This window comes from Variovorax sp. J2L1-78 (assembly GCF_030317205.1).
Classification (GTDB): domain Bacteria; phylum Pseudomonadota; class Gammaproteobacteria; order Burkholderiales; family Burkholderiaceae_C; genus Variovorax; species Variovorax arabinosiphilus.
The window spans coordinates 613720-636615 of the sequence record NZ_JASZYB010000002.1 but is presented as its reverse complement, the minus strand read 5'-3'; the positions used below and the strand labels follow the sequence as shown (position 1 = coordinate 636615).

The window sequence follows — 22896 nt, the reverse complement described above, 5'->3', positions numbered from 1 at the left end:
AGCCTTCAGTGTGAACCTTGACGCCATGGCAAGGTCAAGCGACCGGCCGCTTGACCTTGCCACGATGTGAGGCTTTAGGCTTGCACCCATGAACGATGTCCACACGCTGTCCCCGCACACGCTCGACCTGTCCGTCGGCGGCATGACCTGCGCGTCCTGCGTGGCCCGCGTGGAGCGCGCATTGCAACAGGTGCCGGGTGTGCGCGTGGCGAGCGTGAATCTGGCAACCGAGAGCGCCCGCGTCGTGATCGATGCGAGCGACGACGAGGCGATCGATGCACGTCTTCGCCGCGCGGTGCGCAGCGCGGGCTACGAGCCTCGCAGCGCCGAGGCCGCGCAGGCCGCGGCCGATGCGTCCCCGTGGGAAGGCTTCTGGCCCGTGGCCGCCGGACTCGCCCTGTCGGCGCCTTTGCTCGCGCCGATGCTGCTGCAGCCCTTCGACGTGCACGCGATGCTGCCGCCATGGTGGCAGCTACTGCTCGCCGCACCGGTGCAGTTCTGGCTGGGCGCGCGCTTCTACCGCGCGGGCTTGCATGCGGCGCGCGCGCTCACCGGCAACATGGACCTGCTGGTGGCCCTCGGCACCAGCGCGGCCTTCGGCCTGTCGCTCTGGCTCTGGTGGCGTGCGGCGCCGGGTGACATGCCCCATCTCTACTTCGAAGCCTCGGCGGTCGTGATCTCGCTGGTGCTGCTGGGCAAGTGGCTGGAAGCGCGTGCCAAGCGGCAGGCCACCTCGGCGATCCGTGCGCTGCAGCAGCTGCGGCCCGAGGTGGCGCACCTGGTCGGCCCGCGTCAGGAGACCGACGTGCCCCTGGCCGAGGTGCTCAAGGGCGACAGGCTCGCCGTGCGCCCTGGCGAGCGCGTGCCCGCGGATGCACATGTGCTCGAAGGCCGCTCGGAGGTCGACGAGTCGATGCTCACCGGCGAGTCTTTGCCGGTGGCGAAGGGGCCGGGCGATGGGCTCACCGGCGGTTCGGTGAATGGCGCGGGCCGGCTGGTGGTCGAGGTGCGTGCGGTGGGTGCGGAGAGCGTGCTGGCCCGCATCATCCGTCTCGTCGAAGACGCGCAGGCCGCGAAGGCGCCGATCCAGCGGCTGGTCGACAAGGTGGCCGCCGTCTTCGTGCCGGTGGTGCTAGGCATCGCACTGATCACGCTCATCGCCTGGCTGGTGGCCGGCGCGGGCAGCGAGGCGGCGCTGGTGCATGCGGTCGCGGTGCTGGTGATCGCCTGCCCTTGCGCGCTGGGGCTGGCCACGCCGGTGGCGGTGATGGCCGGCACCGGCGTGGCGGCGAAGCACGGCATCCTGATCAAGGACGCGCGTTCGCTCGAGTTGGCGCACAAGGTCGACACCGTGGCCTTCGACAAGACCGGCACGCTGACGCTGGGCACGCCGGCCCTGACCGAGCTGGTGCCGAGCGCCGGTGAAACGACGAACGACCTGCTCGCCGTGGCGGCGAGCCTGCAGCGTGGCAGCACGCATCCATTGGCGAAGGCGGTGCTGGATGCCGCGACGAAGGCCGGGCTCGACGTCGATGCGGCGCGTAACCTGCGATCCGAGTCGGGGCGCGGCGTGCGCGGCTCGGTCGGCGGCGCCGAATGGGCGATCGCCAGCCTGCGCTGGTGCGACGAGCTCAACGCGGTGCCTGATGCATCCGCCGTGCAACGCCTGCAGCAGCGCGGCGCCACGGTGTCGGCGTTGCTGTCGTTCGCTGCCGATGGCGCGCCGCAGGTGAAGGCCCTGCTGGCCTTCAGCGACGAGCCGAAGCCGCAGGCTGCCGAGGCCGTCGCGGCGCTGCAGGCGCGCGGGTTGCGCGTGGTGATGATCTCCGGCGACAACCTGCATGCCGCAGAGGCCATGGCCGCACGTGTGGGCATCGCGCCCGACGATGTGCGCGCCGAGGTGCTGCCGGCCGACAAGGCGGCGCAGGTCGCGGCGCTGCGCGAGGGTGGCCATGTCGTCGCGATGGTGGGCGACGGCGCCAACGACGCACCGGCGTTGGCCGCGGCCGATGTCGGCATCGCCATGGCCAACGGCACCGACGTCGCGATGGAAGCCGCCGGCATCACGCTGATGCGCGGCGACCTGTCGCTGGTGGCCGATGCCCTCGACCTGTCGGCGCGCACGGTGGCGAAGATCCGTCAGAACCTGTTCTGGGCCTTCGCGTACAACGTGGTCGGCATTCCCTTCGCGGCCTTCGGTCTGCTCAGCCCGGTGGTGGCGGGTGCGGCCATGGCGGCATCGAGCGTGAGCGTGATGGCCAACGCGCTTCTGTTGCGGCGCTGGCAACCGGGGCATCGCCGTCGCGAGGTTTGAGGTGGTGTAGAAACGCAGGCACCACGCCCACCGACCCTCTCATGCGAATCCTGTTGATCGAAGACGACGCCGTGCTGCACGACGTGATGCTGCGCAGCCTGCGCGATGCCGGCCACCGCGTGGACCTGGCGACGAACATCGAAGACGCCGACCACCTCTGGCGCGTGCAGACCTTCGACGCCGTGCTGCTCGACCTCAACCTGCCGGCCACGGCCAGCCCCACCAGCGGCCTGGCCAGCGGCTTGCATGTGCTGCGCCTGGCGCGCGGCCGCGGCGACCGCACGCCGGTGCTGGTGCTGACCGCACGCGACCGCACCGACGAGCGCATCGCGGGCCTCGACGCGGGCGCCGACGACTACCTCGGCAAGCCCTTCGACCTGGCCGAGGTCGAGGCGCGGCTGCGGGCCCTGGTGCGGCGTGCACAGGGCACCGACGATGTCTCGACGCTGGGCCAGTTGCGGCTGGACCGCAAGGCGCGGCGCTTCGGCGTGGCGGGCGTGCCGCTCGACCTGCCGGCGCGCGAGTTCGAGGTGCTGTGGGAACTGATGAGTCCCCCGGGCCGCACGGTGAGCAAGCGCGAGCTGTCTGACAAGCTGTCCACCTTCGACGAGTCGCTGGGCGACAACGCACTCGAGGCCTTCATCTCGCGCCTGCGCAAGAAGCTGGCCGGCAGCGGCGCGCGCATCCGCACATTGCGCGGCATCGGTTATCTGCTGGAAGCCGAGGCGTGAGCGCGGCGCCGTCGCTCACGCGACGCGTACTACGCGGTGTGCTGCTGCCGCTGGCCCTCACCTGGCTGGTCGGCACCGGGGTGGCGCTGGTGGTGGCCAACAGCTTCACCGAACAGGCCTTCGACCGGACCTTGCTCGACGATGCCTACGCCATGTCTGCGAACGTGCGCGCCACGGCCGACGGCATCGAACTGCTGCTGACGCCCCGGGAAGTCACCGCGGTGCTGTTCGACCAGACCGAGACCGTGCATTTCGCCGTGCTGCAGCGGGATGGCCGGCGCCTCGCGGGCGAAGCCGGGTTGACGGCGCCGGTGCCCGAGGGTGATGTGGCGCACCGTTTCTCCGACATCGTGTTCCAGGGCCAGACCCTGCGGGCGGTCGTGCTGAACCATGCGGAGCCCAATCCGTACCGGGTGGTGGTGGCGCAGACCACGCGGGCGCGCTCGGCCCTGGTGGAACGTCTGCTGGTCTACGCGCTGGTGCCGCAGATCCTGCTGCTCGCCGTGTTGGCGATCTGGCTGTGGCGCGGCATCAACCGTGCGCTGCGGCCCCTGGGCGAGCTCGAAGCCACGCTCGACCGTCGCGATGCCAACGACCTGTCACCGGTACCGGTGGCGCGCAGTTCGCGCGAGCTCGAGCGCCTGGGCGACGCGATGAACGCCTTGTTCGCGCGGGTCACGCACAGCGTGCGCGCGCAGCGCGAGTTCGCCGGCAATGTGGCGCACGAGCTGCGCACGCCGCTGGCCGGCATCCGTGCGCTGGCGGACTACGGCCTGGCGCAGAAGGATTCGGCGGTGTGGCGCGAGCAGCTCGAGCGCATCGCCGCGAGCCAGGCGCGGGCCAGCCACCTGGTCGATCAATTGCTCGGCCTGGCCCTGGCGGACGAAGGGCGCACCGCACTGCAACGTGCGCCGGTGCGGTTGGACCTGCTGGCGGAAGAAGCGGTGATGCGGCACCTGGCACGTGCCGACGCGCAGGGCGTCGACCTCGGGGCGCATGGGCTGGATGACGGGCCGGTGACGGTGCAGGCCAACGCCGCGCTGGTCGAAGGCATCCTGGACAATCTGCTGGACAACGCCCTGCGCTACGGTGGCCGCACGCTCACGGTCGCGCTCGAGGGCACGGTGCTGAGCGTGGTGGACGATGGCCCGGGCATCCCCGCCGAATCGCGCCAGGCGCTGATGCAGCGCTGGGCCCAGGGGGCCGACGGGCAACGGCTGGGGCAGGGGGCCGGGCTCGGGTTGTCGATCGTCGCGCGCTATGCGCAGCTGCTCGGCGCCCGCCTCACGCTGGAAGATGCCGATGCGCGCGGCGGGCTGCGCGTGAGCCTCGCTTTCCCGCCGGGGTCTGCGCCGGGGACCGATCAGGCCAGCGCCGGGTAGTCGGTGTAGCCCTTCTCGCCGCCGCCGTACATGGTGGCCTTGTCGAGCTCGTTCAGCGGTGCGTTCTCGCGCAGGCGGCGCACCAGATCTGGGTTCGAGATGAAGGGCTTGCCGAAGGCCACGAGGTCGTCGCCTTCCTTCACGGCCGTCTCGGCCAGCGCCTTGTCGTAGCCGTTGTTCACCATCCAGGCGCCCTTGCCGCCGGCCTGGCGGTAGGCGGCCTTGAGCGCCTCGTAGTCGAAGGGCCGATCGTCGATCTCGCGCGGGCCGCCGGTGGCGCCTTCGATGACGTGGATGTAGGCCAGGTTCATCGTGGCGAGCTGCTTTACGACGTAGTCGAAGAGGGGCTGCGGGTCGGCGTCGTAGGCGTCGTTGGCCGGCGTCACGGGCGACAGGCGGATGCCGGTCTTGCCGCCGCCGATGGCGTCGACCACGGCACGCGTCGCTTCGAGCAGCAGGCGGGCGCGGTTCTCGATGCTGCCGCCGTAGTCGTCGGTGCGCTGGTTGCTGCCGCTCTTCAAGAACTGGTCGAGCAGGTAGCCGTTGGCACCGTGCATCTCGACACCGTCGAAGCCGGCGGTTTCCACGGCATTGCGCGCGGCGACCGCGTAGGCGTGCACGATGCCGGGCAGTTCCTCGGCATCGAGTGCGCGCGGCTCGGAAGTTTCGACGAAGCTGGGGACGCCGTCCTTGATCAGCACCGTCTTGCTCTTGGCCGTGATGGCCGAAGGCGCGACCGGCTTGCCGTTGTCGGGCTGCAGGTCGGTGTGCGAGATGCGGCCGACGTGCCACAGCTGCACCACGATCTTGCCGCCCTTGGCATGCACCGCGTCGGTCACGCGCTTCCAGCCGTCGAGCTGCGCGGTGCCGTAGAGGCCCGGCACATCGGCATAGCCCTGGCCCTGGTGGCTGATGGCGGTCGCTTCGGTGATGAGCAGGCCGGCGCTGGCGCGCTGTTCGTAGTAGGTCGCGGTGATGGGCTTGGGGATCGCGTTGGGCGAACGGTTGCGAGTCAGCGGCGCCATGACGATGCGGTTGGCGAGCTGCAGGTCACCGGCCTGGACGGGGTCGAAGAGGGTTGGCATGTTGTTGTTGGGTTGCGGGTTGAACGACGGATGAAGCCTAAGCCGGCCCGCCGACTCGTGCTCTGGCAGGGTTGTCGGCTTTGGTGTAGATGCGGATCGTGGACGGCCCGCAGAATGCACCGCATGAGACGGCGGCACGTGGCGCAGCGGGTCGAAGTGCCGGCCCGAATCGACGCATCGAGCGCATGCGCGCGCAGCCGGACGCGCGCTGAGCGCGCAGCGCTCCAGGGACGCGTTACTTCGCCTGGCTCTCGGCCTTCTGAGCGGCCTGCACCGCAGGACGTGCGCCGACGCGCGCATGCCATGCCAACAGGTGGGCATAGGGCGAGAGGTCGACGCCGGTCGGCTTGGCCCAGTTGAGCACGGTGAAGAGGTAGCCGTCGGCCACGCTGAAGTGTTCGCCCATGAGGAATTCCTTGCCTTCGACTTCCTTGTCGAGCCACGCGAAGCGCGTCTTCAGACGTTCCTTGGCGATGGTCTTCGCATCCTCGGGCATGGCCGCGTTGAACAGCGGGCTGAAGCCCTTGTGGACCTCGGTGCCGATGAAGGTGAGCCACTCCTGCAGGCGGTAGCGCTGCAGCGTGCCGGCGGCGGGCGCGAGGTTCTTCAGGGGCGCCTGGTCGGCGATGTACTGCACGATGGCCGGGCCTTCGCGCAGGCGCGTGCCGTCGTCGAGTTCGAGCATCGGCACATAGCCCAGCGGGTTGATGCCGTAGTAGTCGGTGCCGTCCTGGAGCTTGTGGCTCTTGGTGCTGGCCAGCACCGGTTCGAAGGCGATGCCGGCCTCGTGCAGCGCGATCATGGGCGAGAGGGAACAGGTGCCGGGCGAGTGATACAGCTTCATGGAGTGCTTCGAAGGGGTGGGAAAACTGGAGCGGAGGTCGATCCTAGCGGGTTGATCGGCATCCGGTGCGCGCTGCGTTTTTGTCCTACGGCGCCTCGCGCGGCGCGACTATCCGGAGCACACGGACGCTTTTTTAAGCTCATCAAACGGTGGCGTGGTGCTGCCGACGAGGAGTTCGCATGTTGAAGTACGCCATCATTTTCGCGATCGTTTCGCTGGTCGCCGGTGCGCTCGGCTTCGGCGGCGTGGCAGCTGGCGCGGCCGGCATCGCCAAGGTGCTGTTCGGGCTGTTCCTGGTGCTGGCGGTGGTGTTCCTGGTGCTCGCGGCGCTGGGCGTCGGCGCCGTCCGAAAAGCGATCGACTGAGCGTGCACTTCTCTCACATCGAGACCGTCCTCGACTACGAGGTCGCGGCGCCGTCGCATCTGCTGCTCAACATCGAGGCGGTGCGCTCCGGCGCACAGGTGGTGCTGCGCGAGAACCTGGTGGTGGAGCCGGCGGTCGAGATGCATGCCTTCTGCGACGAGGGCAGCGGCAACCGGTTCATCCGCTTCGATGCGCCGCCGGGGCCGTTGAAGATTCGCTACTCCGCGAGTGTCCAGCGCTCCTTCGTCGAGGTGCCGGTCGATCTGAAGGAAGTGCCGGTCAACCAGGTGCCCAACGAGTTGGTGCACTACCTGATGCCCTCGCGCTACTGCGAGTCCGACGTGATGGCGCGTGCCGCGCAACAGCTGTTCGGCGACCTGCCCCAGGGCATCGGCCGCGTGCAGGCCATCGTCGACTGGATCCACGACAGCATCCGCTACGAGCCGGGCAGCAGCGAGTCGACGACCACCGCGCGCGACGTGTTCGTCCAGCGTGCCGGCGTCTGCCGCGATTTCGCGCACCTGGGCATCACCTTCTGCCGTGCGCTGAACATCCCGGCCCGGCTGGTCGTTGGCTATGTGTACTTCGACGAGCCGCCGCAGGACTTCCACGCCATCTTCGAGGCGTGGATCGGCGGGCAGTGGGTGTTGTTCGACCCGACGCGCATGGCGCCCGTCGACCGCCTGGTGCGCGTGGGCACCGGCCGAGACGCCAAGGACGTGGCGTTCTGCACGATCTTCGGGCCGGTCAGCATGACCAACAAGATACTGACGGTGCGCGAGTACCAGGACGAGAGTGCGCCGCCCTCCGTGGCCCCAGCGCCCACGGGCACCATCGTCGGCATCGAGAAGCCGGTGCCGGTGGCGCCGGCCGCGTCGGAAGATCGGGCCCTGAGTGCGGCACATGATCTGTCCGCGCTCGACTGATGCTACAAAAAACATAGCAACATATCGGGTCGTAGCAAGGGCTGCGGCGTGGCGCCGATGAAACGCGCGGGTGTCCCCACAGGCGGCATTGACGGGGGTTGGCGCTTAAAATCACCGCCCCCTCTCTCGCAGAGTTCCGCAGCGCGCGCACGCGTTCGCCACCCACCATGTTGTATCCCGAAGAATTCGATGTGATCGTCGTCGGCGGCGGCCATGCCGGCACCGAAGCCGCGCTCGCGGCCGCCCGCATGGGCGCGAAGACCCTGCTGCTGACCCACAACATCGAGACGCTGGGCCAGATGAGCTGCAACCCGTCGATCGGCGGCATCGGCAAGGGGCACTTGGTGAAGGAGGTGGATGCGCTGGGCGGCGCGATGGCGCTGGCCACCGACGAGGCGGGCATCCAGTTCCGTATCCTCAACTCGAGCAAGGGCCCGGCCGTGCGCGCGACGCGTGCGCAGGCCGACCGCGTGCTCTACAAGGCCGCCATCCGCCGCAAGCTGGAGAACCAGCCGAACCTGAGCCTGTTCCAGCAGGCCGTCGACGACCTGATGGTAGAGGGCGACCGTGTGGTCGGTGCCGTGACTCAGGTGGGCATCCGCTTCCGGGCGCGCACGGTCGTGCTCACGGCGGGTACCTTCCTGGACGGCCGCATCCACGTCGGCCTCGACAACTACCAGGCCGGGCGCGCGGGCGATCCGCCGGCGATCAGCCTGTCGGCCCGCCTCAAGGAGCTGAAGCTGCCGCAAGGCCGCCTCAAGACCGGCACGCCGCCTCGGCTCGATGGACGCAGTATCGATTTCTCCAAGTGCACCGAGCAACCGGGCGACGGCATGCCGGGCGGCGCGACGGACGTGATGCCGGTGTTCAGCACCATGGGCCGCGCCGACATGCATCCGCAGCAGATGGCCTGCTGGGTCACCCATACGAACGAACGCACCCATGACATCATCCGCTCCGGCTTCGACCGCAGCCCGATGTTCACCGGGAAGATCGAAGGGGTGGGGCCGCGCTACTGCCCGAGCGTCGAGGACAAGATCAACCGCTTCGCCGACAAGGACAGCCACCAGATCTTCCTGGAGCCCGAGGGCCTGACCACGAACGAGTACTACCCGAACGGCATTTCGACCAGCCTGCCTTTCGACATCCAGTACCAGCTGGTGCGCTCGATGGCCGGGCTAGAGAACGCGCACATCCTGCGGCCGGGCTACGCCATCGAGTACGACTACTTCGATCCGCGCGAACTCAAGAGCAGCTTCGAGACGCGGGCCATCCAGGGGCTGTTCTTCGCGGGCCAGATCAATGGCACCACCGGCTACGAAGAGGCGGCGGCCCAGGGCTTGTTCGCCGGCATCAATGCGGCGTTGCAGTGCCGTGGCGAGGACGCCTGGCTGCCGCGTCGTGATGAGGCGTACCTCGGCGTGCTGGTCGACGACCTGATCACCAAGGGCGTGACCGAGCCGTACCGCATGTTCACCAGCCGCGCCGAGTTCCGGCTACAGCTGCGCGAGGACAACGCCGACATGCGCCTGACCGAAGCCGGGCGCCGCCTGGGTCTGGTCGACGATGCGCGCTGGGATGCTTTTTCTCGCAAGCGAGACGCTGTTTCACGTGAAACACAGCGCATGAAGTCGATCTGGGTGAGTCCCCGCAACCTGCCGGCCGCCGAGTCGACGCGCGTGCTGGGCAAGGCCATCGAGCACGAATACAACCTGGGCGATTTGCTGCGCCGGCCGGATGTGGACTACGCGTCGCTCATGTCGCTGGACGGCGGCAAGTACGCACCGGCCCAGGCGCTGGAGGCGACCGAGGTGGAGCAGGTGGAAATCTCCGCCAAGTATTCCGGGTACATCGACCGGCAGCACGACGAGGTCGAACGTGCGTCGCATTTCGAGAACCTCAAGCTGCCGGCGGACTTTGACTACGGCCAGGTGCCTGCGCTGAGTTTCGAGGTGCGGCAGACGCTGGCGCGCCAGCGCCCGGAAACGCTGGGTCTGGCCTCGCGCATTTCCGGTGTGACGCCGGCGGCGATCTCGTTGCTGATGGTGCACCTGCGCAAGGGCGGTCATCGGGCGTTCGCCAAGACCGCCGATGCGGCAACCGCATCCACGGCCGAATGAGCGGCGAGGCGACGTTGCGCGCGGGCGCAGCACAGCTCGGACTGACACTGAACGACCAACAATGCGAGCGGCTGTTGGCGTATGGCGCGTTGATCCTGAAGTGGAACAAGGTCTACAACCTGACCGCCTTGCGGGACCCGGCGACGGTGATGACGCACCATCTGCTGGACAGCCTCTCGGTCGTCGCGCCGCTGCAGCGTGAGCGGCCGGGTGTAACGCGCCTGCTGGATGTAGGGAGCGGTGCCGGACTGCCTGGTGTGGTGATCGCGATCATGCGGCCCGATGTCGATGTCACCTGTCTTGACGCGGTGGCCAAGAAAACCGCGTTCGTGCAGCAGGTGGCGGCAGAACTCAAGCTACCCAATCTCCGCGGCCTGCACGCCCGGGTCGAAACACTGGCGGGTGCATACGACGTCATCAGCAGCCGGGCTTTCGCCTCGCTGCCGGACTTCTACAACGGCTCGGTGCAACTGCTGGCGGAGGCGGGTGTCTGGCTCGCCATGAAGGGCAAGGTGCCGGCGGATGAGTTGGCGGCACTGCCGCCCGGCGTGGACGTGTTTCACGTGGAACAACTGACCGTGCCTGGCCTCGATGCCGAACGCTGCATCGTCTGGGCACGCAAAGCCCCGCACTGAAGCCCGAATGAGGCTTCAACGAGGCGTGGAAGATGCCGAAGATGCCGGAAGAGGGCGCCGCGACGCCGGGGCTGACTTAGACTCGACGCTCCCTTTCTTCAGGCACTTCCCATGTTCGGCATCGCTGATTACGGCGCTTTCGTTGCGGCCATCGTTCTCTTCCTCGCGATCCCGGGCCCCGGTAACTTGGCGCTGATCACCTCGACAGGGAAGGGCGGCATCCGAGGCGGCTTGGGCGCCACGCTGGGTGTGATCGCCGGCGACCAGGTGCTGATGTGGATGGCGGTGGCCGGCGTGGCCGCGTTGCTGGCCGCCTACCCGGCCGCCTTCCACGCGGTGCGATGGCTGGGCGCCGCCTACCTAGCCTGGCTGGGCTTCAAGATGCTGCTGGCCAAGCCCGGCGCCGCGCCCATCCTGAATATCCGCCCGCGGCAGTTCGCGCGGCAGGCCTTCTTCATCACGTTGCTCAATCCCAAGGCCATCGTCTTCTACATGGCGTTCTTTCCGCTGTTCGTCGACCCGGTGCGCCACCAGGGGGTGGTGACCTTCGGTGCGATGGCACTCACGATCGCGGTGCTCACCTTCGCCTATGGTCTGGCCGCGACGCTGCTCACGCACTTTTTGGCCGAGCGCATGCGCGCCAATCCGCGCATCTCGATGACGCTCGAGAAGCTGGCAGGGGTCTTCCTGATCGGCTTCGGCGTCAAGCTCGCCGTGTCGCGCTGAAAGGGGCCGGACGATGGCCAAGATTTTCTGTATCGCCAACCAGAAGGGTGGCGTCGGCAAGACCACCACCACCGTGAACCTCGCTGCCGGCCTGGCCAAGGTCGGGCAGCGGGTGCTGATGATCGACCTCGACCCGCAGGGCAACGCCACCATGGGCTCGGGCATCGACAAGCGCCAGCTCGAGACCACGGTCTACGACGTGCTGCTGGAGTCGTCCTCGGTCACCGAGGCACGGGTGAAGTCCGAGTCCTGCGGCTACGACGTGCTGGGCGCCAACCGCGAACTCGCCGGTGCCGAGGTCGAGATGGTGGCACTGGACCGCCGCGAGAAGCGCCTGCGCACCGCGCTGGCCGCCGTCGGTGCCGAGTACGACTTCATCCTGATCGACTGCCCGCCCAGCCTCAGCCTGCTGACGCTCAACGGCCTGTGCGCCGCCCACGGCGTGATCGTGCCGATGCAGTGCGAGTACTTCGCGCTCGAAGGCCTGACCGACCTGGTCAACACCATCAAGCAGGTGCACGCCAACCTGAACAAGAACCTGCAGATCATCGGCCTGCTGCGCGTCATGTTCGACCCGCGCATCACGCTGCAGCAGCAGGTGAGCGAGCAGCTCAAGGCGCACTTCGGCGACAAGGTGTTCGACACCGTGATTCCGCGCAACGTGCGCCTGGCCGAAGCGCCGAGCTATGGGTTGCCGGGCGTCGTCTTCGACCCGGCCGCCCGCGGCAGCCAGGCCTTCGTCGCCTTCGCGCAGGAGCTGGTCGCGAAGATGCCACCGGCCAGCGCCTTCGCGCCGTCGGCCCCGGCCGCCCCGGCACCGATCGACCTGCCCGAGACGCTGCAGGGTGCGGACGGCAGCCTCCAGCCATGACGGGGGCTGCCACCACGCTCCTGCTGCCCGGCTGGCAGAACAGCGATGCGACCCACTGGCAGAGCCGCTGGGAAGCGGTGCACGGCGACCATCGCGTCGAACAGCACGACTGGATGCGGCCGAAACGGGGCGACTGGTCTGCGTGCCTTGAAGAAGCGGTGCTGGCCGCGCCGGGCCCGGTCGTGCTGGTGGCGCACAGCCTCGGCTGCATCCTCGTCGCGGCATGGGCGGCGCACTCTCGCCACACGACCAAGGTGCGCGCCGCCTTCCTGGTGGCGCCGGGCGACCTCGAACGCGATGACCTGCGTCAGATGATTCCCGGCTGGGCGCCGATCGTGCGCCAGCCCCTGCCTTTCCCGGCCCTGATGGTCGCCGCCAACGACGACCCGTACTGCGATGCGGCCCGCGCGCGCGGCATGGCCGCGGACTGGGGCGCACGCTTCGTCGACCGCGGCCCGGGCGGCCACCTCAACGGCGAGTCCGGCCTGGGCGACTGGCCTGAAGGCCGGGCGCTCCTGAACGATTTCCTGAACGACAACGAAGATTGACCTCGATGGCCACCAAGAAACCCAAGGGCCTCGGCCGCGGACTCGAAGCCCTGCTGGGCCCCACCTACAACGGCGGCAGCGACGCGGGCAGCAACGACGCCAACTCCGCTGCCGGCGGCGCCTCCGCCGCGAACCCGACCATCCTGAAGCTGGACCAGATGGTTGCCGGTGTCTACCAGCCCCGCACCCGCATGGACGAGGGCGCGCTGTACGAGCTGGCCGAGAGCATCAAGGTGCAGGGCATCATGCAGCCCATCCTCGTGCGCCGGCTCGATGCCGAATCGGCCGCGACGAAAGACGCCGAATTCGAGATCATCGCCGGCGAGCGCCGCTTCCGTGCCGCCAAGCTGGCCGGCCTGGACAGCGTGCCGGTGCTGGTGCGCGACGTGCCGAACGAGGCCGCCGCCGCGATGTCGCTCATCGAGAACATCCAGCGCGAAGACCTCAATCCACTGGAAGAGGCGCAAGGCTTGCAACGCCTGGTCACAGAGTTTGGGCTCACTCATGAAATGGCGGCGCAGGCGGTGGGCCGCTCGCGCAGCGCGGCCAGCAACCTGCTGCGGCTGCTCAATCTGGCCGAGCCGGCGCAGGCCATGCTGATGGCCGGTGACATCGACATGGGCCACGCCCGTGCGCTGCTGTCGCTGGACCGCGGCACGCAGATCACCGCGGCCAACCAGATCGCCGCCAAGAAGATGTCGGTTCGGGAGGCCGAGGCGCTGGTGAAGAAGCTCGCCGCGGAGTTCAGCCTGACGCCGTCGCCGCGGCGCGGCAACAGCGCCGAGAAGTCGCGTGACCTGCAACGGGTGGAAGAGGAACTGGCCGACCTGCTCACGGCCGAGGTCGAGGTGCGCATCAAGAAGCGCAGCAAGCGCGGCGGCAAGGTGGAGGAGAGCGGCGAGCTCGCCATTCATTTCGGCTCACTCGATGCTCTCAATGGGTTGATCGAACGCATCCGCCGAATGGCCTAACGGTTTCGGGGATCGCATAGCGTTCCGACGATTGCCTCGTCGTCGCCTTTGCGATTATTCTCCCGCGTTACGTTTATTCACCTTTCATTCACTTTCCATCATGTCGTTTGCCAAGCTCCCCCTTGCTACCGCCGTTGCTGCCACGCTTTTCCTCACCGCCTGCCAGACCACCGACATGCAGATGGGCAGCCAGGGTGCCAAGACGGTCGCCACCGGTGCCGCCGCCGGCGACGCATCGGCCAACGCCAGCAGCTCGCTGGAGAAGTGCCCGGCGCCGCTGGGCACCGTCTCGCTCATCGAGAACCAGTCGGCTGGCTGGTACACCATCCTGCGCAACGAGTACAAGCTGCCGCCGACGGCCAACCTGCTGCGCCTCTTGATCCAGCAATCGAACTGCTTCGTCGTCGTGGAGCGCGGCGCCGCCGGCATGAACGCTATGACGCGCGAGCGCGCGCTGATGCAATCGGGCGAGATGCGCCAGGGCAGCAACTTCGGCGCCGGCCAGATGGTCGCGTCCGACTACGGCCTGTCGCCCGAGGTGATCTTCAACAACGACAACGCCGGTGGCATCGGCGGCTCGCTCGGCGGCCTGGTGGGGGGGCGTTACAGCGGCGTGCTGGCGGCGGTCGGCGGCAACCTGCAGACCAAGGAAGCCAGCACCCTGCTCACGCTGATCGACAACCGCTCGGGCGTGCAGGTCGCGGCTTCCGAAGGCAGCGCCTCCAAGACCGACTTCGGGGCCTTCAGCCGGATCATGGGCAACACCGGCGGCGGCAACCTCGGCGGCTACAGCAACACGGCGCAGGGCAAGGTGATCAGCGCGGCCTTCATGGACGCCTTCAACCAGATGGTCGTGGCGCTGCGCAGCTACAGGGCGCAGGCGGTGCAGGGCCAGGGCCTGGGCGGCGGTGGCCGGCTGAGCGTGGATGGCGCGGCTGCGCCGTCGCAGACATCGGCGCCGGGTGCCACCAAGGCCACGACGACCCGTAAGAAGAAGTAAGCGCCGGAGGATGAGGGCGGTCCGCCCTCAACCGTCCCCCCGGTCACTCGCCTGCGTCACAGGCTGAAGATCTTGCCCGGGTTCATGATGTTCTTCGGGTCGAGCGCGCGCTTGATGGTGCGCATCATGTCGACCGCGCCCACGCCGGCCTCGTCGACCAGGAAACCCATCTTGTGCAGGCCGATGCCGTGCTCGCCGCTGCAGGTGCCTTCCAGCGCGATGGCGCGCGACACCAGCGCGTGGTTGAGCACCTCGGCCTGGGCGCGCTCCTCGGCGTCGTCGGGGTCGATCAGGTAGCCGAAGTGGAAGTTGCCGTCGCCCACGTGGCCGACCAGGAAGTAGGGGATGCCGCTGGCATCGGCCTCGGCCACCGATTCGAGCAGGCAGTCGGCCAGCCGCGAGATCGGCACGCAGGTGTCGGTCGAGATGGCGCGGCAGCCCGGGCGCGACTGGATCGCCGCGAAGTAGGCGTTGTGCCGTGCCGTCCACAGGCGCGTGCGTTCTTCCGGCGTGGTGGCCCATTCGAAGGCGTTGCCGCCATGGCCGCTGGCGAGCTCCTGCACCGTCTCGGCCTGCTCCTTCACGCCAGCGGGCGAGCCGTGGAATTCCATCAGCAGCATCGGCTCCTCGCGCAGCCCGAGCTTGGCGTAGGCGTTCACCATGCGCACGGTGTTGTTGTCGATGAGTTCCACGCGCGCGATCGGCACGCCGAGCTGGATCATCTCGATGGTGGTGCGCACCGCCGCCTCGATGCTCGGGAAGGAGCAGATCGCGGCCGACACGGCCTCCGGTAGCGGGTAGATGCGCAGCGTGATCTCGGTGATGACGCCCAGCGTGCCTTCGCTGCCCACCATCAGCCGCGTGAGGTCGTAGCCGGCCGAGGACTTGCGCGCCCGCGTGCCGGTGCGGATCGTCTCGCCGCTGGCCGTGATCACCTCGAGGCCCAGCACGTTCTCGCGCATGGTGCCGTAGCGCACGGCGTTCGTGCCGCTGGCCCGTGTGGCCGCCATGCCGCCGATGGAGGCGTCGGCGCCCGGGTCGATCGGGAAGAACAGGCCGGTGCTCTTGATCTCGTCGTTGAGCTGCTTGCGCGTCACGCCCGGCTGCACCGTCACCGTGAGGTCGTCGGCGTTGATGGAGAGCACACGGTTCATGCGCGACAGGTCGATGCTGATGCCGCCCTGCACCGCCAGCAGATGGCCTTCCAGCGACGAGCCGACGCCGAAGGGGATCACCGGCACGTCGTGGTCGCTCGCGAGCTTCACGGCATCGGCCACGTCCTGCGTGCTCTCGGCGAAGACCACGGCGGCGGGCGGTGGCGCCTCGAAGGAGGACTCGTCGCGGCCATGCTGCGTGCGCACGGCCAGCGCCGTCGAGCAGCGCTCGGCGAAGCGGGCCTTGAGTGCGTCGAGCAGTGCTGCAGGCACCTCACGCAGATGGAGTTCGGGCAGCAATTGGGCTGCGGTGGTGGGCGCATTCATCGGTTGTCTCCTGAGGCGGTCTACCATTCTAAGAACCGCATCCACGAAAGTCTTCGCCATGGGCAATCGCCTCACCCAGATCGCCACCCGCACCGGGGACGACGGCACCACCGGCCTCGGTGACAACAGCCGCGTGCCCAAGGACCATCGGCGCGTCCAGGCCATGGGCGACGTCGACGAGCTGAACTCGCACATCGGCCTGCTGCTGTGCGAGCCGATGCCCGCGCCGGTGCGCGAGCTGCTGGTCGACGTGCAGCACCAGCTCTTCAACCTCGGTGGCGAGCTGTCGATGCCCGGCTACACGCTGCTCAAGGCCGAGGCGCTGCTGCAGCTCGACCAGGCCCTGGCCACGCACAACGCGACGCTGCCGCGGCTGGCCGAATTCATCCTGCCGGCTGGTACGCGCGCGGCCTCGCAGGCGCATGTCTGCCGCACCGTGGCGCGCCGGGCCGAGCGCGCCGTGGTCGCGCTCGGTGCCGACGAGGCGCTCAACGACGCGCCGAGGCAGTACCTCAACCGCCTGAGCGATCTGCTCTTCGTGCTGGCGCGCGTGCTCAATCGCGTGAACGGCGGCGATGACGTCTACTGGAAAAGCGAGCGTCTGACGCGCGCCACGGCGGAAGCAGCGCAGCATCCCGATACCGCCCCGGCGGACACCGACGAATCCTGAAAGGAGCCACCCCATGACCCGAACGTCGACTTCCAGATGGTCCAAGCGCTGCACGGCTGCCGCCTTTTGCATGGCGCTGGTCCTGCCTTTCGCCGCCACAGCGCAGCACACCGATAACCCGCCGCCGCGCAAGGGCACGGTCATGAACGGCGTGGAACGCGGCAGCCAAGCCGCCGCCCGTGGCGTGACCCGCGCCGACAACGCCACGCGTCGCGGCGTGGCGAACGTGTCCGAACGCGCGAGCCGCCCGGTTCGCAACGTCGGCGAGTCGATCGGCCGCAAGCTGCCCGGCGGCTCGCGTCACCCAGCACCGCCGCCGGTCGGCCCGCAAAGCACCACGCCATCGCCGGGTTGAGCCGGCGCACGGGCGAATGGCCCACGGATACCTGCGCTTACGGCCTTCACCGGATGCGCATGTGCGCCGTGGTGTGCCGACACATACCGCGCCCACACTGGAACCCTCATCCACGCAGAAGGAGTTTCAGATGAACAACAAGTCCAAGGGCATGACCCTCGTCGCCGCCGCGCTCGCCCTGTGCATGGCTGGCGGTGCCTTCGCGCAGGATCGCCGGGGCGATGACCGCGGCCCCCGCGGCCATGACCAGCGCCATGAACAACACGATCGGCGCGACGATCGGCGTGACGACCGCCGCGATGCCCGCAACGAGTGGCGCCACGACCGCCAGGATTTCCGCGATGGCCGCTTCGCCGATCGCCGCGGTTATCCGCAGCCGCATGCCGACTGGCGCCGCGGCGGGCGCGTTCCGCAGGAATACCGTGGCCGCAACTATGTGGTCGAGGACTGGCGCGGTTACCGCCTGCAGCAGCCGCCACGCGGCTACCAGTGGGTGGGAGTGGGCGGGGACTTCGTGCTGGCCGCCATCGCCACCGGCGTGATCGCGCAGATCATCACGTCGCAGTAAGCACCGGCGAAGAAAAAGGCGCTGTCCGCGAGGGCAGCGCCTTTTTTTCGTCATCGACTCACACGGCAGAGGGTGTGGTCAGCTGAGCGCACACGTTGCGCCCGGTGATGGTGAGGCGCAAGCCGCCCCCATGCCATTCCAGCCAATTGAGGGCGACGAAGCCCTCGATGTCCTGGTCGTCGATCAGATCCGCCTGACGATGGTTCAGCCGCTCGACCGTGAGCGGCAGCGCCTGCCGCAATCGCTCGCGCAATGCAGCCGCTGCGGCTGCCTTCACTTCGATGCGCGTCTGCTGGGTCGATGCCATGGCGGATCCGTTTCGCAAGCTGAGGATGTCTTCCACTGTAACCTTTGACAGCGACAGTGGATCGGACTATTTACCCCGCCCTCAGCCGAAGCGCAAGGAGCGCAGGCCGACCGTGCGATCGATCACGATCACGACCGCCAGCGTGAGCAGGATGCTCACCGTCGACACCGCTGCTGCGGTCGGGTCGAAATCCCAGCGCAGGTAGTCGAACAGCTGCAGCGGCAGCGTCGTCATGCCGATGCCCTTGAGCAGCAGCGACATGTTGAACAGGTCGAAGGAAATCACGAACGCGAAGAGCGCGCCCGTGATGATCCCGGACTTGATCAGCGGCAGCGTCACGCGCACGAAGGCCCGCAGCGGCGAGGCCCCCAGGCTGCGCGCCGCCTGCTCGAGCGATGCGTCCTGGTTGTAGAGCGTCGATGCCACGTTGGTGAACACGTAGGGCAGCGTCACCAGCACATGGCCGATGACGAGGCCGAACATGGTCTTGGTGCCGATGCCGCTCGCATAGAGGAAGAACAGCAGCGCGATGGCGGTGAGGATCTCCGGCAGCATGAGTGGCAGCATCAACAGCATGCGCAGGCCCTCGCGGAAGCGCGTCGAATAGCGCACCACGTACAGCGCGCCGGTCACGCCGATCACCGTGGAACACACGGTGGCGATGGCCGCGATCTTCAGCGAGGTGCCGATGGCGCGCATGAAGGCCTCGTTGGCGAACAGCGTGCCGAACCAGCGCAGCGAAATGCCCTGCGGCGGAAAGGTCAGGAACTCGCCCGCGTTGAGCGACATCAGCACGATGATCACGATCGGCAGCAGCAGGAACACGTAGACCGCGCCGACGTAGGCCAGGCCCAGGCCGTCGGCCACGCGGCTGCCCATGGGGTTGCGCTTCACTGGATGCCTTTCGTGAAGAGGCCGCTGATGCGGGCATAGACGAACACCGCTGCCATGCCGCAGAAGGCCAGCACCAGGGCCTGTGCGGCGCCGACCGGCCACTGGAAGTTGTCGATGAGGTTCTGCACCACCAGCACCGACATCGTCTTGACCTGCGCGCCGCCCAGCATCACTGGTGTGACGTAGGCGCTCAGCGTGAGCACGAAGACCAGGATGGTGCCGGCCTGGATGCCGGGCCAGGACAGCGGCAGGATGAGCCGCCAGAACACCTTGAGCCGTGACGCACCGAGCGAGCGCGCGGCCTGCTCCAGCGTCGGGTCGATGGCCTGGATCACGCCCACCAGCGGCAGGATCATGAAAGGCAGGAACACATGCACCAGCGCGATGGTCACGCCCAGGCGGTTGTTCATCAGCTGCAGGCCGGTCTCGATCAGGCCGATGTCGATCAGCGTGCGGTTGATGACGCCGTTGCCCGACAGCAGGATCAGCCAGCCGAAGCTGCGCACCACCACGCCGACCAGCAGCGGCGACAGCACCAGCACGTAGAGCAGGCTGCCCCAGCGCGACTTCGTGCGCGCGAGGTGGAAGGCCACCGGGTAGCCCAGCAGCAGGCAGATCGGCACCGTCGTGAGGCCCAGCAGGAGCGTGTCGCCCAGCACGCCGAGCAGGTAGCTGTCGGTGAGCTGCGTCGCGTAGTTGCCGAGCGTGAAGCCCTGGCCGTACGGCGCGCCGACGGCCGGCGGGCGCAGGCTCATGCTCACGATGTTCAGGTAGGGCAGCACCAGGAACACGCCGATCAGCAGCAGCGCCGGCACGATGAGCCAGAAGGCACGGCGCGACAGCGGCTGAGGGCGGCGCTGTGGCGCGGCGACCGAACCCGGCACGGGCATCACCGCGGCGCTCATGCGTCGGCCGCGACGATCCAGGCGTGGCCCGGATCGAAGGCGAAGGCGGCGGTCACGCCGGCGTCCATGCGCTGGCTCGGTGCGGTCTGCACCAGCAGGCTCTGGCCACCGGCGCATTGGACCGTGTGCTCGACCGTGCTGCCGAGGAAGTAGGTGGCCTGCACGTGGCCGGTGTAGGGCCCGTCGTTCTGGAAGCGGATCGCTTCGGGGCGGATCGTCACGTGCACCGCCTGACCGCTCGCGAGCGGCTGGTCGTAGCAGGCCGGCACGTCGCCGAGCGGCGTGCGGATGCGGTAGGTGGGGTACGGGCCGGCGGCATCGGTCATGCCCTCGACGCGGCCTTCGATCAGGTTCGAACGGCCGATGAAGCGCGCCACCTCGATGCTGCGTGGGCGCAGGTAGATGGCCTCGGGCACGTCGAACTGCAGCAGCCGGCCGCCGAGCATAACGGCCACGCGGTCGGACATCACCATCGCCTCGGCCTGGTCGTGCGTGACGTACAGCGTGGTGATGCCCACGCGCTTCTGCAGCTCGCGGATGAACACGCGCATGTCTTCGCGCAGCACCGCGTCGAGGTTGGCCAGCGGCTCGTCGAGCAGCAGCAGGCGTGGCTCGATGACGAGCGCGCGCGCCAGCGCCACGCGCTGCTGCTGGCCACCGGAGAGCTGGCGCGGGTAGCGCTCGGCCATGGTGGTGAGCTGCACCATCGCCAGCACCTCGTCGATGCGGCGCTTCATGTCGGCCTTGCCCACGCCGCGCATCTCCAGCCCGAAGGCCAGGTTGCGCGCGACGGTCAGGTGCGGGAACAGCGCATAGTTCTGGAACACCATGCCGATGTCGCGCTTCTCGGGCGGCAGGTCCGTGATGTCCTCGTCATTGAGCCGCACGCGGCCCTGGTCGGGAAACTCGAAGCCTGCCACGCAGCGCAGCGTGGTCGTCTTGCCGCAGCCGCTGGGCCCCAGCAGCGAGATGAACTCGCCCTCGACCGTGTTCAGGTCGAGGTGCTGAATGGCCGGCGCGGCGCTGCCGGCGAAGGTCTTGCGCAGGCCGTCGAGCGACACGCGCGTGGTGCGTCGCCCGAGGGCGGGCGACGCGTCGGTCGCCACGCTCACTTCATCTCCCGGTTCCAGCGGTCGGTGATCGCTGCGACCTGCGGATTGACCTTGCTCCAGTCGAACTGGAAGATCTTCTTCATGCCCTCGCCGGACACCGGCACGTCCTTGGCGAGCGCCGCGTCGAGCTTGGACTTCGTGTTGGTCGGCGAGGTGAAGAACTCCTTGGCCATCATCTCCTGCACGTCGGGGCGCAGGACGAAGTCGAGGTACTTGTACGCCTCTTCCTTGGCGGGCGCGTTCTTCAGCACATTGAAGGACTGCTCGAAGGCCAGCACGCCTTCGGTGGGCACGACCATCTCGACCGGCACGCCCTTCTTCTGCAGCGCCACGATCTCGGGGAAGTCGATGACGGCCACCGTCACGTCGCCGCGCGTGAGCATGGTCGACAGCGTGCCGCTCCAGTCGGCCTGCGTGAAGGGCAAGAGCTTCTTGATTTCGACGAAGGCGCGGTCGATCGCGTCCTGCGAGCCGCCGTAGAGCTTGGCCGTCATCAGGAGGAAGAGCATCGCGGCGGTGTTGCCGATCTGGTAGAGGCCGATCTTGCCCTTGAACTCGGGGTTGCTCCACAGGTCGCTCCACGACTTGGGCGGCGTCTTCACCAGGTCCTTGCGGTAGCCGATGCCGATGGTCGAGACGATGGCGCGCACGCCGTTGTCGCCGGGGTTGCGCAGGAACGGGTAGGCATTGGCCAGGTTCGGCACCTTGGCCGCGGGGATGGCCTCGAAGTAGCCTTCGGCGCGCACCATGCTCGCGATGTTCTCGTTGAGCATGAGGATGCTGTAGGGCGGCTTCTCGATGCCGGCCGCGCGCAGGTTGGCGACGAAGTTCTTGCCCAGGCCCACGTCGAGCGTGGTTTCGACGCCGGCGGACTTCTGGAACATCGGCATCAGGTCGGAGCGCCAGAACTTCTCCCAGCGGCCGCCGTAGGTGTTGACGACCAGGTTCTGTGCCGCGGCGGAGATGCCGGGGATGGCCAGCGCCGACATGCCCGCGGCTGCGGCCATGGCCTGCAGGTAGTCGCGGCGGGAAAAGTTTTTCATGGGTGTCCTTGAAGAAGAAATGGAAAAGAGGAGGCGTGAGAAAAGGGCGTCAGGCCGAGGCCTTCGACGTGTCCCGCCGGTAGTCGTAGTTCTTGTTGAGCCGCTCCATCAGGTACTCGCCGTAGGGCACCGGTGGATAGAGGGGCGGGTGCTCGGCGTCGGTGCAGGTCGGCAGGCATTCGATCAGCGCATCCATCGACGGGTCGAGGAAGTAGGGCAGCGAATAGCGGTCGCCGCCCGAGCGGTTGATCACGCGGTGCGGTGTCGACACGAAGCGGCCGTTGGTCCAGCGCGCCAGCATGTCGCCGACGTTGAGCACGTAGGTGTTGGCGATGGGCGGCGCCTCGATCCAGTCGCCACCGCGCGGACGCACCTGCAGGCCGCCCGAGTCGTCCTGCGCCAGCAGCGTGATGATCCCGTAGTCGGTGTGCGGCGCCGAGCCCATCTGGTCGCTCTCCAGTGCCGACTGCGGCGGCTGTGGTGGGTAGTGCAACGCGCGCAGGAAGGTGGTCGGGTGGTCGAAGTGGTGGTCGAGCGACGTGGCCGGCAGGCCGAGGCTGATCGCGATCAACCGCACGATGTAGCGGCCTAGCACGTCGACCTCGCGCACGTACTGTTCCATGGCGGGCTTGAAGTCGGGCAGCCACGTCGGCCACTGGTTCGGGCCCTGCATCGGCAGGCCGGCCAGCAGGCCAGGGTCGTCCGGCGGCAGCTCGTGCATCAGCATCAGCGATTCGCTCATGTTGGGCTTGGTCACCTTGGCCACGGACGAGGTGACGATGGTCGAGGTCGCCATGCCCATGTAGCCGCGGTGCGCCGCGTTGATGGCGAGCGACTGCTTCCGTTCGAGCGGCGATTCGTGGAAGCGCCTCGACGCCGCGAAGGCCGCGGCGCGCGTGGCGGGCGACACCGTGTGGCCGCCGATGTAGGCAAAGCCGAGGGTGCTCAGCGCGTCGTGCAGCTCGGCGGCACTGGCCCGCGCCGCGGCGCTCTGCGGGTCGACGTTGCCGCCGAGGTCGATGAGGGGAATGGACGTCAGCATC

The 22896-nt window shown here is 68.3% G+C and carries 24 protein-coding genes; 15 read left to right on the top strand and 9 right to left on the bottom strand.

Annotated elements, in window-relative coordinates; all coding sequences use genetic code 11:
* Positions 1–88: 88 nt before the first annotated feature.
* From QTH86_RS16930 to QTH86_RS16920, 3 genes are read left to right on the top strand one after another with little or no spacing between them, the layout of a single operon-like run.
* The gene (locus QTH86_RS16930) at positions 89–2314 is read left to right on the top strand and encodes a heavy metal translocating P-type ATPase (protein ID WP_286647363.1); all 2226 of its coding nucleotides are present in this window, start codon (positions 89–91) and stop codon (positions 2312–2314) included.
* A 41-nt stretch (positions 2315–2355) separates the two neighbouring features.
* Positions 2356–3045, top strand: a complete 690-nt coding sequence (locus QTH86_RS16925) for a response regulator transcription factor (protein WP_286647362.1) — start codon at positions 2356–2358, stop codon at positions 3043–3045.
* Complete coding sequence (locus tag QTH86_RS16920) at positions 3042–4427, top strand: sensor histidine kinase (protein WP_286647361.1); 1386 nt, start codon at positions 3042–3044, stop codon at positions 4425–4427. The genes QTH86_RS16925 and QTH86_RS16920 overlap by 4 nt, the downstream gene beginning before the upstream one ends.
* On the opposite strand, the gene QTH86_RS16915 is transcribed toward QTH86_RS16920, so the two are convergent.
* Together QTH86_RS16915 and gstA are read right to left on the bottom strand one after the other, a co-directional pair.
* Positions 4409–5512, bottom strand: coding sequence for an alkene reductase (locus tag QTH86_RS16915; protein ID WP_286647360.1), 1104 nt, complete (start codon positions 5510–5512; stop codon positions 4409–4411). The two genes, QTH86_RS16920 and QTH86_RS16915, sit on opposite strands and share 19 nt — an antisense overlap.
* Positions 5513–5747: 235 nt before the next feature.
* Entirely contained in the window at positions 5748–6356 is a 609-nt protein-coding gene (gstA, locus tag QTH86_RS16910; protein ID WP_286647359.1) for a glutathione transferase GstA, read from the bottom strand.
* 179 nt (positions 6357–6535) lie between these two features.
* On the opposite strand from gstA, the gene QTH86_RS16905 reads away from it, so the two are divergent.
* The 9 genes from QTH86_RS16905 (at position 6536) to QTH86_RS16865 (ending at position 14518) form a co-directional block, all read left to right on the top strand.
* A complete protein-coding gene (locus QTH86_RS16905; protein WP_262077645.1) occupies positions 6536–6721 on the top strand; it encodes a DUF1328 family protein in 186 nt (61 codons plus the stop codon).
* Positions 6722–6723: 2 nt separating this feature from the next.
* Positions 6724–7647, top strand: coding sequence for a transglutaminase-like domain-containing protein (locus tag QTH86_RS16900; protein ID WP_286647358.1), 924 nt, complete (start codon positions 6724–6726; stop codon positions 7645–7647).
* A 167-nt stretch (positions 7648–7814) separates the two neighbouring features.
* Positions 7815–9767 carry a tRNA uridine-5-carboxymethylaminomethyl(34) synthesis enzyme MnmG gene (gene mnmG, locus QTH86_RS16895; protein ID WP_286647357.1) on the top strand — a complete coding sequence of 651 codons (1953 nt, stop codon included), beginning with the start codon at positions 7815–7817 and terminating at the stop codon, positions 9765–9767.
* Positions 9764–10402 (top strand): 16S rRNA (guanine(527)-N(7))-methyltransferase RsmG, encoded by a 639-nt coding sequence (gene rsmG / locus QTH86_RS16890; protein WP_286647356.1) that lies wholly within the window; start codon positions 9764–9766, stop codon positions 10400–10402. The genes mnmG and rsmG overlap by 4 nt, the downstream gene beginning before the upstream one ends.
* Before the next feature lie 111 nt (positions 10403–10513).
* Entirely contained in the window at positions 10514–11128 is a 615-nt protein-coding gene (locus QTH86_RS16885) for a LysE family transporter (protein WP_286647355.1), read from the top strand.
* Between the two features lie 13 nt (positions 11129–11141).
* Positions 11142–11999, top strand: a complete 858-nt coding sequence (locus tag QTH86_RS16880) for a ParA family protein (RefSeq protein ID WP_286647354.1) — start codon at positions 11142–11144, stop codon at positions 11997–11999.
* Complete coding sequence (locus tag QTH86_RS16875) at positions 11996–12547, top strand: RBBP9/YdeN family alpha/beta hydrolase (protein ID WP_286647353.1); 552 nt, start codon at positions 11996–11998, stop codon at positions 12545–12547. The genes QTH86_RS16880 and QTH86_RS16875 overlap by 4 nt, the downstream gene beginning before the upstream one ends.
* Positions 12548–12552: 5 nt before the next feature.
* Entirely contained in the window at positions 12553–13518 is a 966-nt protein-coding gene (locus tag QTH86_RS16870) for a ParB/RepB/Spo0J family partition protein (RefSeq protein ID WP_286647352.1), read from the top strand.
* Positions 13519–13618: 100 nt separating this feature from the next.
* Positions 13619–14518: a CsgG/HfaB family protein gene (locus QTH86_RS16865; RefSeq protein ID WP_286647351.1), complete on the top strand. Its 900-nt coding sequence runs from the start codon at positions 13619–13621 to the stop codon at positions 14516–14518.
* A 56-nt stretch (positions 14519–14574) separates the two neighbouring features.
* Here the strand turns inward: QTH86_RS16865 and QTH86_RS16860 are convergent, their stop codons facing one another.
* On the bottom strand, positions 14575–15999 hold the full coding sequence (locus QTH86_RS16860) for an FAD-binding oxidoreductase (RefSeq protein WP_286647350.1): 1425 nt from the start codon (positions 15997–15999) through the stop codon (positions 14575–14577).
* Between the two features lie 58 nt (positions 16000–16057).
* Between QTH86_RS16860 and QTH86_RS16855 the strand changes: the two genes are divergently transcribed.
* The 3 genes from QTH86_RS16855 to QTH86_RS16845 all read left to right on the top strand — a co-directional run bounded on the left by QTH86_RS16855 (position 16058) and on the right by QTH86_RS16845 (position 17592).
* Positions 16058–16669 (top strand): cob(I)yrinic acid a,c-diamide adenosyltransferase, encoded by a 612-nt coding sequence (locus QTH86_RS16855; RefSeq protein WP_286647349.1) that lies wholly within the window; start codon positions 16058–16060, stop codon positions 16667–16669.
* Positions 16670–16682: 13 nt separating this feature from the next.
* Entirely contained in the window at positions 16683–17024 is a 342-nt protein-coding gene (locus QTH86_RS16850; RefSeq protein ID WP_286647348.1) for a hypothetical protein, read from the top strand.
* Between the two features lie 130 nt (positions 17025–17154).
* Complete coding sequence (locus QTH86_RS16845) at positions 17155–17592, top strand: RcnB family protein (RefSeq protein WP_286647347.1); 438 nt, start codon at positions 17155–17157, stop codon at positions 17590–17592.
* 58 nt (positions 17593–17650) lie between these two features.
* Here QTH86_RS16845 and QTH86_RS16840 read toward each other — a convergent pair whose 3' ends face one another.
* The 6 genes from QTH86_RS16840 to QTH86_RS16815 form a co-directional block, all read right to left on the bottom strand.
* Positions 17651–17899 (bottom strand): hypothetical protein, encoded by a 249-nt coding sequence (locus QTH86_RS16840; protein ID WP_262077655.1) that lies wholly within the window; start codon positions 17897–17899, stop codon positions 17651–17653.
* An 81-nt stretch (positions 17900–17980) separates the two neighbouring features.
* On the bottom strand, positions 17981–18793 hold the full coding sequence (locus tag QTH86_RS16835) for an ABC transporter permease (RefSeq protein ID WP_286647346.1): 813 nt from the start codon (positions 18791–18793) through the stop codon (positions 17981–17983).
* Positions 18790–19698, bottom strand: a complete 909-nt coding sequence (locus QTH86_RS16830; RefSeq protein ID WP_286647345.1) for an ABC transporter permease — start codon at positions 19696–19698, stop codon at positions 18790–18792. Before QTH86_RS16830 ends, QTH86_RS16835 begins: the two co-directional genes overlap by 4 nt.
* Complete coding sequence (locus QTH86_RS16825) at positions 19695–20810, bottom strand: ABC transporter ATP-binding protein (protein ID WP_286647344.1); 1116 nt, start codon at positions 20808–20810, stop codon at positions 19695–19697. The genes QTH86_RS16830 and QTH86_RS16825 overlap by 4 nt, the downstream gene beginning before the upstream one ends.
* Entirely contained in the window at positions 20807–21853 is a 1047-nt protein-coding gene (locus tag QTH86_RS16820; RefSeq protein ID WP_286647343.1) for an ABC transporter substrate-binding protein, read from the bottom strand. The genes QTH86_RS16825 and QTH86_RS16820 overlap by 4 nt, the downstream gene beginning before the upstream one ends.
* A 49-nt stretch (positions 21854–21902) precedes the next feature.
* On the bottom strand, positions 21903–22895 hold the full coding sequence (locus QTH86_RS16815; protein ID WP_286647342.1) for an isopenicillin N synthase family dioxygenase: 993 nt from the start codon (positions 22893–22895) through the stop codon (positions 21903–21905).
* Position 22896: the final 1 nt, after the last annotated feature.